Here is a 9,518-nt window from a genome sequence, read left to right on the forward strand (position 1 = left end):
TCACGGTCACGCCGAACCCGGCGCGGATCGTCGTCACCGTGGCCGGCAAGGTCGTCGCCGACACCACCCGGGCGCTGACGTTGCAGGAGTACGGCAGCGGACGGCGGGCCTGGCCCTTGAGCGCGGTCAGGCAGGCGTTGGTCGCGATCCGGTAGAGCCAGGTGCGCAGGGACGCGCGGGTCTCGTCGTACGTGCCGAAGGCCCGCCACGCCCGCAGCAGCGTCTCCTGCAGCAGGTCCTCGGCGTCGTGCGCCGAGCCGGACATCCGGTAGCAGTGCGCCAGCAGCTCACGGCGGTACGGCGCGGTCAGTGCCTCGAACTCCACGCCCATGGATACCGCCGGGCGGCCCGGAAGTCATCGCCCGTCCCGCGATGAATTCCCGTGGCGCCCGCGGTAGGTACGGCCGGAACCATCGGACACCCTCGAAAGGAATGGTCATGACCGACGAGAACGATGTGCGTGCGGTGCTGCGGTCGATCACCGCGGCCTGGGACGCCAACGACGCCGACGCCTTCGCCGCCTCCTACACCCCGGACGCGACGGTGGTGCTGACCGGCGGCGTCTTCCACCGCGACCGGGAGGAGATCCGGGCCTACATGGCCGCCGGCTTCGACGGGCCGCTGAAAGGCACCCGGGGTATCGACGAGCCGGAGCTGGTTCGGGTCGCCGGGGACAGCGCGGTGGTGGTCAGCCGGACCGGCTTCCTGATGGTGGGTGAGACCGAGCTGCCGGCGGCCCGGGAACGGCGGGCGACGTGGACCCTGCGGCGTACGCCGGCGGGCTGGCGGGTCGCCGCGTACGCGAACGTTGCAACGGCGAACTGACAGTATCCGCAAGACCGGTCAGCCGTTCGTCCGCCGCTGCAAGGTCCAGTACAGGATTTGCAGAAGCCTGACGTAGGATTCCGGCGTGACCAAACGTCTCGCCGAAGTGGCGAAGAAGGCCGGCGTCAGTGAGGCGACCGTCAGCCGGGTGCTCAACGGCCGCAGCGGCGTGTCCGAGGCGACCCGGGCATCCGTGCTGACGGCCCTCGATGTGCTGGGCTACGAGCGGCCCACCAAGCTGCGCGGTGAGCGCGGCCGGCTGGTCGGCCTGGTGCTGCCCGAGCTGCAGAACCCGATCTTCCCGGCGCTGGCCGAGGTGGTGACCGCGTCGCTGGCCCAGCGCGGTTTCACCCCGGCCCTGTGCGCCCGCACGATCGGCGGTGTGCCCGAGCGCGACTACATCGAGATGCTGCTGGACCACCAGGTGTCCGGCGTGGTCTTCGCCGGCGGCTCGTACGCGCTGGCCGACGCCGAGCACGGGCACTACCGCCAGCTGCTGGACCGGCGGATGCCGGTGGTGATGGTCAACGGCGGCGTGGACGATCTCGGCTTCCCGCACATCTCCACCGACGACGCGGTGGCGGTGGAGCAGGCCTTCGGGCACCTGCGCTCGCTCGGGCACGAGCGGATCGGCATGGTGATGGGCCCGGAGGACCACGTGCCGTCGCGCCGCAAGCTGGCCGCGGTCAAGGAGGTCGCCCAGTGGACCGGCCCCGCGGCCCAGTGGCCGGTCGAGCGGACCAACTTCTCGATGGAGAGTGCCCGGCTGGCCGCGACCCGGCTGATCCAGCGCGGCGTCACCGCGCTGATCTGCGCCAGCGACGTGCTGGCCCTGGGCTCGATCCGGGCCGCCCGCCGGCTCGGCCTCGACGTGCCGCGGGACGTGTCGGTGGTCGGTTTCGACGACAGCGTGCTGATGACGTGCACCGATCCGCCGCTGACCACGGTGCGGCAGCCGATCGAGCTGATGGGTCAGGCGGCCGTCGACGTCCTGGTGAACCAGATCGAGGGCGCCGCCGCCACCACCGACGAGCTGCTCTTCGAACCGGAGCTCGTGGTGCGCGGCTCGACCGGTCCGGTGCCGGTCAAGGCGGGCTGACCAGCACATTCATCCTCATCATCAGGGCGGGCCCGGCGGGCCCGCCCTTCTTTGTGCCCTGGCCCACATTCGTCGAGTTTTTTCTGTTGTTGGTTCACTTCTTGCGGGACGCGGTTGGACTTTGTATCGTCACCTCCACGAAACATCGCACCGATGAGTGAACCCCCTTAGGCGCGCACCCCACCCCCAGGAAGGGGTCTATTTCCCATGTTCAGAACCAGGCTGCGCAGTGCCCTCGGGCTGCTGCTCGTCGCCGGGGTCGCGATGTCCGCCGCCGCGTGCGGCGACAGCGACGACACCCCCGCGGCGACCAAGGACGGCAAGGTCACGCTGGTGGTCAACGGCCTCCCGCCGGCCACCGAGAAGGCCACCCACGAGCGCTTCCTCGCCAACGTGGCCGAGTTCGAGAAGGCCAACCCGAACATCAAGATCGACGCCCGTGAGGGCAAGATGGACCCGCAGACGTTCCCGGCCAAGCTCGCCGGGGGCCAGCTCGAGGACGTCTTCTACGTCTACTTCACCGACCCGGCCAGCCTGATCGCCAAGCGCCAGGTGTCGGACATCAGCAAGTACCTCAAGGACTACCCGGTCACCTCGCAGCTCAAGCCCGAGGTGCTGCGGGTGTTCCAGGACGAGGGCGGCAAGACGTACGGGCTGCCGTACAAGAACTACTCGATGGGCCTGCTCTACAACCGGGACCTGTTCAAGAAGGCCGGCCTGGACCCGAACAGCCCGCCCAAGACCTGGGCCGACGTGCGGACGGCGGCCAAGAAGATCGCCGGCCTGGGCAACGGCACGGTCGGCTACGGCGACTACAGCAAGAACAACACCGGCGGCTGGCACTTCACCACCGAGCTCTACTCGATCGGCGGCGAGATGGCCGTCAACAACGGTGGCACCTGGAAGGCCGCGTTCAACAGCCCCCAGGGTCAGCAGGTCCTGCAGCAGCTCAAGGACATGCGCTGGACCGACAACTCGATGGGCCAGAAGCAGCTGCTGGAGTGGGCCGACCTGCTGCAGCAGATGGGCTCGGGCAAGCTCGGCATGTACCTGGCCACCGCCGACAACATCCCGACCATCGTCAACCAGTACAAGGGCAAGTACGCCACCTACGGCCTCGGCCCGATCCCGGACGGCAAGGGCACGCTGGGCGGTGGCGAGGGCTACATGTTCAAGGCCGGGCTGAGCCCGGAGAAGATCAACGCCGGTCTCAAGTGGCTGACCTTCTGGTTCACCTCGGCCGAGCGCTACGAGGCCGAGAACAAGTGGTCGAGCGACACCGACCAGCCGGTCGGCCTGCCCGAGCCGGCCATCTTCACCGGCGCGGCGGCGCAGACCCAGGCCGCGGCCGACAAGAAGTACGCCAACGTCCCGCAGGAGAACTACGCCGCGTTCGTGGCCGCCATGCCGAACATCCCGGTGAAGCTGGAGCCGCCGAACGCCCAGCAGATCTACGCGGCGCTGGACGTGGCCATGCAGAAGGTCCTGACCGACAAGAACGCCGACATCACCAAGCTGCTCACCGACGCGGAGACCCAGGCCAACTCCATCCTGGCCGGCGTCAAGTAATTCGGAACGGGCCGCCGGCGGGCCATCCGCCGGCGGCCCGGACACCAATGAAGGAGAGAAGATGGCGGTTCTGACGGCGGCCCAGGTGCGGGAATCCCGCACGGCCCGGCTGCGCCGGAAGATCCAGGACAACCTGCTGGCGTACGCGTTCATGGCAGCGGGGCTGCTGTGCTTCGCCTTCTTCTCCTGGTATCCGCTGGTCCGGGGCGTCATCCTCAGTTTCCAGCAGAACAACTTCGTCGTGCCGCCGTACTGGGTGGGCCTGGAGAACTACCAGGCGCTCTTCGACGACCCGCTGTTCTACACGGCCTGGAAGAACACCCTGCTGTTCACCGGGCTGGCGCTGGTCTTCGGCTTCGTCCTGCCGTTCTTCATCGCGGTGCTGCTCAACGAGTTCCGCCACTTCAGCGGCTTCTTCCGGATCCTGGTCTACCTGCCGGTGATGCTGCCGCCGATCGTGGCGGTGCTGCTCTGGCGCTACTTCTACGACCCCGGCAACGGCCTGTTCAACTCGCTGCTGCGCAGTGTGGGCCTGCCGGAGTCCCAGTGGACGCAGTCGTCCAGCACCGCGATGATCTCGCTGGTCCTGGTGTCCACCTGGGCCAACCTGGGCGGCGCGACGCTGATGTATCTCGCCGCGCTGCAGGGCATCCAGGGTGAGCTCTACGAGGCCGCCGAGCTCGACGGCGCGAGCGTCTGGCAGCGGCTGCGGCACGTCACGCTCCCGCAGATGCGCTTCATCATGCTGGTCCTGCTGCTGCTCCAGATCATCGCGACGATGCAGGTCTTCATCGAGCCGTTCGCGCTGACCGGCACCTCCAACCCGGACACCATCACCGTGCTGGTGCTCGTCTACCGCTACGCCTTCACGGTCAACCAGGACTTCGGCCTCGCGGCCGCGATGAGCATGCTGCTGTTCGTGGTGCTGGGCGCCTTCTCGGCGCTCTACCTGCGGCTGACCCGGACCGCGGACTGAGGGGATTTCCGATGACACTGACCGCCCCGCCGCAGACCCCGATCAGCGGCGCCACCCCGGTGCCGGTCCCGCCGCGCCGCAAGCGGAGGCTGGCCGGCACCAACCCGGCCACCCGTACGCTGATCTCCAGCGTCGACCTGCAACGCCACCGCGGCCTCTACTTCACCGTGCTGGGCCTGACGATCACCGTCTTCGTGCTGGTCTTCCTGGTCCCGCTGTACTGGATGTTCGCCGGCGCGGTGAAGTCGCCGGCCGAGTACGCCCTGAGCACCCCCACCTTCATCCCGCACTCCTGGCACCCGGAGAACTACGCGACCGCGTGGGACAACATGCGCATCGCCAAGTACTTCACCAACACGGTGCTGTACGCGGCCGGCGGCTGGCTCATCGCGCTGATCTTCGACGTCGGGGTCGCGTACGCCCTCAGCAAGCTCAAGCCGATCTTCGGCCGGATCCTGCTCGGCGCGGTCCTGGCCAGCCTGATGCTGCCGGCCTCGGCCCTGCTGGTCCCGGCCTACCTGACCGTGGTGGACGTGCCGCTCATCCACGTCAACCTGCTCAACACGCCCTGGGCCCTGTGGTTGCCGGCCGCCGCCAACGCGTTCAACGTCTACGTGCTCAAGCGGTTCTTCGACCAGATCCCCGACGACCTGCTCGACGCGGCGTCGATCGACGGCGCGGGCAAGCTGCGCCAGCTCTGGTCCATCATGCTGCCGCTGTCGCGCCCGGTGCTCGGCGTGGTCTCGATCTTCATCATCATCGCGCTCTGGAAGGACTTCCTCTGGCCGCTGCTGGTGCTGCCGGACCCGGAGGCCCAGACGCTGAGCGTGGCGCTGAGCCGGCTGGCCAACACCAGTCAGGTGCCGCCGACCGAGTTCATGGCCGGGCTGGCCATCGCGAGCGTACCCATGATCGTCGTTTTCCTGATCTTCCAGCGCAGCATCATCGGCGGACTCTCCGCGGGCTCGATGAAGGGCTGATCCCCACCCGGTCCCTGAGGCGGTCAGCGTCGACCGCCGGGACCCGTGCGCCCTCCTCCTCTCTCGAGACACCCCAGAAAGCAGGTCATCGTGGCTAATTCCGACCAGGATCCCTGGTGGCGGGACGCCGTCATCTACCAGGTGTACCCGCGCAGCTTCGCCGACAGCGACGGCGACGGCATCGGGGACATCAACGGGATCCGCGCTCGCCTGGGCCACCTGTCGGACCTCGGCGTGGACGCGATCTGGATGAGCCCGTGGTACCCGTCCCCGATGGCCGACGCCGGCTACGACGTGGCCGACTTCCGCGACATCGACCCGGTCTTCGGCACCCTGGCCGGCGCCGAGGCGCTGATCACCGAGGCGCACGCCGCCGGCATCCGGATGATCGTCGACATCGTGCCCAACCACATCTCCAGCGAGCACGTCTGGTTCAAGAAGGCGCTGGCCGACCCGGCCGCCCCGGAGCGGGAGCTGTTCTGGTTCCGGCCCGGGCGCGGGCCGGCCGGCGACGAGATGCCCACCGACTGGGTCGGCGAGTTCGGCGGCAGCACCTGGACCCGCACCACCGACCCGGACGGCACTCCCGGCGACTGGTACCTGCACCTGTTCACCCCGGAGCAGCCCGACCTCAACTGGGAGCACCCGGCGGTGCGCGCCGAGTTCGAGGACATCCTGCGGTTCTGGTTCGACCGGGGCGTGGACGGCATCCGGATCGACTCGGCCGCCCTGCTCATCAAGGACCGGGACCTGCCCGCCGTGGTCGAGGGCCGGCCGCACCCGTTCCACGACCTGGACGAGGTGCACGACGTCTACCGGGCCTGGCGCCGGATCTCGGACAGCTACCCCGACCGGGCGCTGATCGGTGAGGTGTGGATGCCGGAGGTCGACCGGTTCGCCAATTACCTGCGGCCGGACGAGCTGCACGCGGCGTTCAACTTCGACTTCCTCGGCTGCGCGTGGGAGCCCGGGCTGATGCGCGAGTGCATCGACCGGACCCTCGACGCGCACCGGGCGATCGGCGCCCCGGCCACCTGGGTGCTGTCCAACCACGACGTCACCCGGCACGTCACCCGGTACGGCCGGCAGATGACCACCTTCAGCTTCGAGAACAACCTCGACGGCAGCCCGGTCGACCTGGAGCTCGGCACCCGGCGGGCCCGCGCCGCCGCGCTGCTGTCGCTGTCGCTGCCCGGCGCCACCTACGTCTACCAGGGTGAGGAGCTGGGCCTCTGGGAGAACGAGAACATCCCGGTGGAGCAGCTCCAGGACCCGATGTGGGCCCGTCGCGGGCACAGCCGGGACGGCTGCCGCGTGCCGCTGCCGTGGAGCGATGACGAGCCGCCGTTCGGCTTCTCCACCGCGACACCGTGGCTGCCGCAGCCGCCGGAGTGGAAGGACCGCACGGTCCAGGCCCAGACCGGCGACCCGAGCTCGATGCTGGAGCTCTACCGCGGCGCGATCAAGCTGCGCCGGGCCGAGCCGGGTCTGCACACCGCCGACATGGCCTGGCTGAGCGTCGCCCCCGGGGTGCTCGCCTACACCCGGGGACCTGAGTTCGCCTGTGTCCTCAACATGTCCGACGTCGCGGTCGCGCTGCCGGACCACCACCGATGCCTGCTCGCGAGCGGTCCGCTCGACGGTGACCTCCTCCCCCGGGACACCGCCGTCTGGCTGCACCTGCGCACCGAAAGGAAGTAAGCACCACCGAGGGGGCTTGGCCACCTGATGAAAGGGATCCCCATGGCCAACCGCACCGCCTACCTGTCCCTCGCGATACTCACCGCGGCGTCCGCCGTCACCGCCGTCATCGCCGGGGCGGCCTCCCCGGCCGCCGCGGCGGGACTGTCCCCCTTCGACATCCCCGGTCGCGGTGCCACCGTGCCGTTCACCGAGATCGAGGCGGAGAACGCCGCCACCACCGGCACGAAGACCGGCACCAGCCGCTACTACGGGCAGCTGTCCTCCGAGGCGTCCGGCCGCGAGGCCGTCACCCTGGACAGCGCCGGCGAGTACGTCGAGTTCACCCTGACCAAACCGGCCAACGCGGTGACCTTCCGCTACAGCCTGCCCGACGGCAACAACGGCGCCGGCCGGGACGCCACGATCGACGTCCGGGTCGGCAACGCGGTCGTCCGGACCGTGCCGGTGACCTCGAAGTACAGCTGGTTCTACGGCGGCTACCCGTTCAACAACAACCCGGGTGACACCAACCCGCACCATTTCTACGACGAGGCCCGGACCATGTTCGGGACCACGTACGCGGCCGGCACCAAGGTCCGGCTCCAGGTCAGCTCCACCGCCCAGTCGCCCAGCTTCACCATCGACCTGGCCGACTTCGAGAACGTCCCGGACCCGATCGGCAAACCGGCCGGCGCGGTCGACGCCGTGGCCCAGTTCGGCGCGGACCCGACCGGGGCCACCGACTCCACGGCGAAGATCCAGGCCGCGGTGAACGCCGGTGGCACCGTCTACCTCCCGCCGGGCAACTACACGCTGCACAGCCACGTGATCGTCGACCGGGTCAACCTGGTCGGGGCCGGGCCCTGGTACACGGTGCTCGGGGGCCGGCATCCCACCCAGCGCAACCTGGCCGCCGGCATCTACGGCAAGTTCAACGGACAGGGCGGACCCAGCCAGAACGTCACGGTCAAGGACCTGGCGATCATCGGCGACATCCGCGAGCGGGTCGACGACGACCAGGTCAACGCGTTCGGCGGGGCGATGTCCAACTCGACCATCGACAACGTGTGGATGCAGCACACCAAGGTCGGTGCGTGGATGGACGGGCCGATGGACCGGTTCACCATCAAGAACAGCCGGATCCTGGACCAGACGGCCGACGGCGTGAACTTCCACATCGGCGTCACCAACTCCACGGTCACCAACACCTTCGTCCGCAACACCGGCGACGACGGGCTGGCCATGTGGGCCGAGCGGGTCCCGAACGTGGGCAACTCCTTCACCCGCAACACCGTGGTCGCCCCGATCCTGGCCAACAACCTGGTCAGCTACGGCGGCCGGGACATCGTGATGACCGACAACGTCGTCTCGGACACGGTGACCAACGGCGGCGGCATCCACGTCGCCAACCGCTACCCCGGCGTCAACGGCGCGACCGGCGTGCAGGGCACCTGGACGCTGGCCCGCAACACCCTGATCCGGGCCGGCAACTCCGACTACAACTGGAACTTCGGGGTCGGGGCGATCTGGTTCTCCGCGCTCAACGAGGCGTTCCAGAACCCGACGATCAACATCACCGACACCGACATCCTGGACAGCTCGTACGCGGCGCTGATGTGGATCGAGGGGCAGACCAACGGCATCCACTTCGACAACGTCAACATCCAGGGCGCCGGCACGTACGCACTCCAGGTGCAGGCGTCCAGTCAGGTGAGCTTCAACAACGTCCGGGCCAGCGGCATCGCCCAGCCCAAACCCATGCACAACTGCGTCGGCTCCGGCTTCCAGATCACCCGGACCGGCACCAACACCGGCTGGTACACCGACGCGCCGGACTGCGGCCCGTGGCCGGCCCCGCAGTGGGGCAACACCACCACACCACCGACCACTCCCCCGACGACCCCGCCGACCACGCCTCCCGCCAGTGGAAATCTTGCGCAAGGCAAGGCCGTCACGACCTCCAGCACCTCCGGCGGGTTCATCGGGGCCAACGCGGTCGACGGAAATGCGGCCACCTACTGGGAGAGCGCCAACGGCTCCTTCCCACAGACGTACACCGTGGACCTGGGCTCTTCGCAAGCCGTCGGCCGGCTGGTTCTGAAGCTGCCGCCGGGCTGGGAAACCCGCTCCCAGACCATCGCCGTGGCGGGTTCCACCGACGGATCGTCCTACTCGTCGCTGGTCGGCGCGACCGGCTACTCCTTCAACCCTACGGCGACGATCAACCTGCCTACGGGAAGCCGTCGCTACTTGCGCCTGACCTTCTCCGCCAACTCAGGGTGGCCGGCGGCGCAGCTGGCCGAGCTGGAGGCCTACGCGGACGGCGGCACCACCACGCCGCCGCCCACCACGACCCCGCCGGCTCCGACCGGGAACCTGGCCGCCG

Annotated in this window: 8 protein-coding genes; 7 read left to right on the forward strand and 1 reads right to left on the reverse strand. The window is 69.0% G+C overall.

Going from position 1 to position 9,518, the window contains the following annotated elements; all coding sequences use genetic code 11:
- Positions 1-331 (reverse strand): sigma-70 family RNA polymerase sigma factor (locus AB0C29_RS19910; protein WP_360822109.1); only part of this gene is annotated, 331 nt, incomplete at its 3' end.
- A 107-nt stretch (positions 332-438) separates the two neighbouring features.
- Here AB0C29_RS19910 and AB0C29_RS19915 point away from each other — a divergent pair.
- The 7 genes from AB0C29_RS19915 to AB0C29_RS19945 all read left to right on the forward strand — a co-directional run.
- A complete protein-coding gene (locus AB0C29_RS19915) occupies positions 439-825 on the forward strand; it encodes an SgcJ/EcaC family oxidoreductase (RefSeq protein ID WP_360822111.1) in 387 nt (128 codons plus the stop codon).
- A gap of 85 nt (positions 826-910) precedes the next feature.
- The gene (locus AB0C29_RS19920) at positions 911-1,924 is read left to right on the forward strand and encodes a LacI family DNA-binding transcriptional regulator (protein WP_360822113.1); all 1,014 of its coding nucleotides are present in this window, start codon (positions 911-913) and stop codon (positions 1,922-1,924) included.
- A gap of 207 nt (positions 1,925-2,131) precedes the next feature.
- Positions 2,132-3,493, forward strand: coding sequence for an extracellular solute-binding protein (locus AB0C29_RS19925; protein WP_360822115.1), 1,362 nt, complete (start codon positions 2,132-2,134; stop codon positions 3,491-3,493).
- Positions 3,494-3,554: 61 nt separating this feature from the next.
- Positions 3,555-4,469 carry a sugar ABC transporter permease gene (locus tag AB0C29_RS19930; protein ID WP_360822117.1) on the forward strand — a complete coding sequence of 305 codons (915 nt, stop codon included), beginning with the start codon at positions 3,555-3,557 and terminating at the stop codon, positions 4,467-4,469.
- Between the two features lie 11 nt (positions 4,470-4,480).
- Positions 4,481-5,449 carry a carbohydrate ABC transporter permease gene (locus AB0C29_RS19935; RefSeq protein ID WP_360822119.1) on the forward strand — a complete coding sequence of 323 codons (969 nt, stop codon included), beginning with the start codon at positions 4,481-4,483 and terminating at the stop codon, positions 5,447-5,449.
- A gap of 90 nt (positions 5,450-5,539) precedes the next feature.
- Positions 5,540-7,150, forward strand: a complete 1,611-nt coding sequence (locus AB0C29_RS19940) for a glycoside hydrolase family 13 protein (protein WP_360822121.1) — start codon at positions 5,540-5,542, stop codon at positions 7,148-7,150.
- A 42-nt stretch (positions 7,151-7,192) separates the two neighbouring features.
- On the forward strand, positions 7,193-9,518 hold a 2,326-nt coding region (locus AB0C29_RS19945; RefSeq protein WP_360822123.1), incomplete at its 3' end, for a discoidin domain-containing protein.

Origin of the sequence: Actinoplanes sp. NPDC048791, assembly GCF_040650095.1 — a bacterium.
Taxonomy (GTDB): Bacteria; Actinomycetota; Actinomycetes; order Mycobacteriales; family Micromonosporaceae; genus Actinoplanes.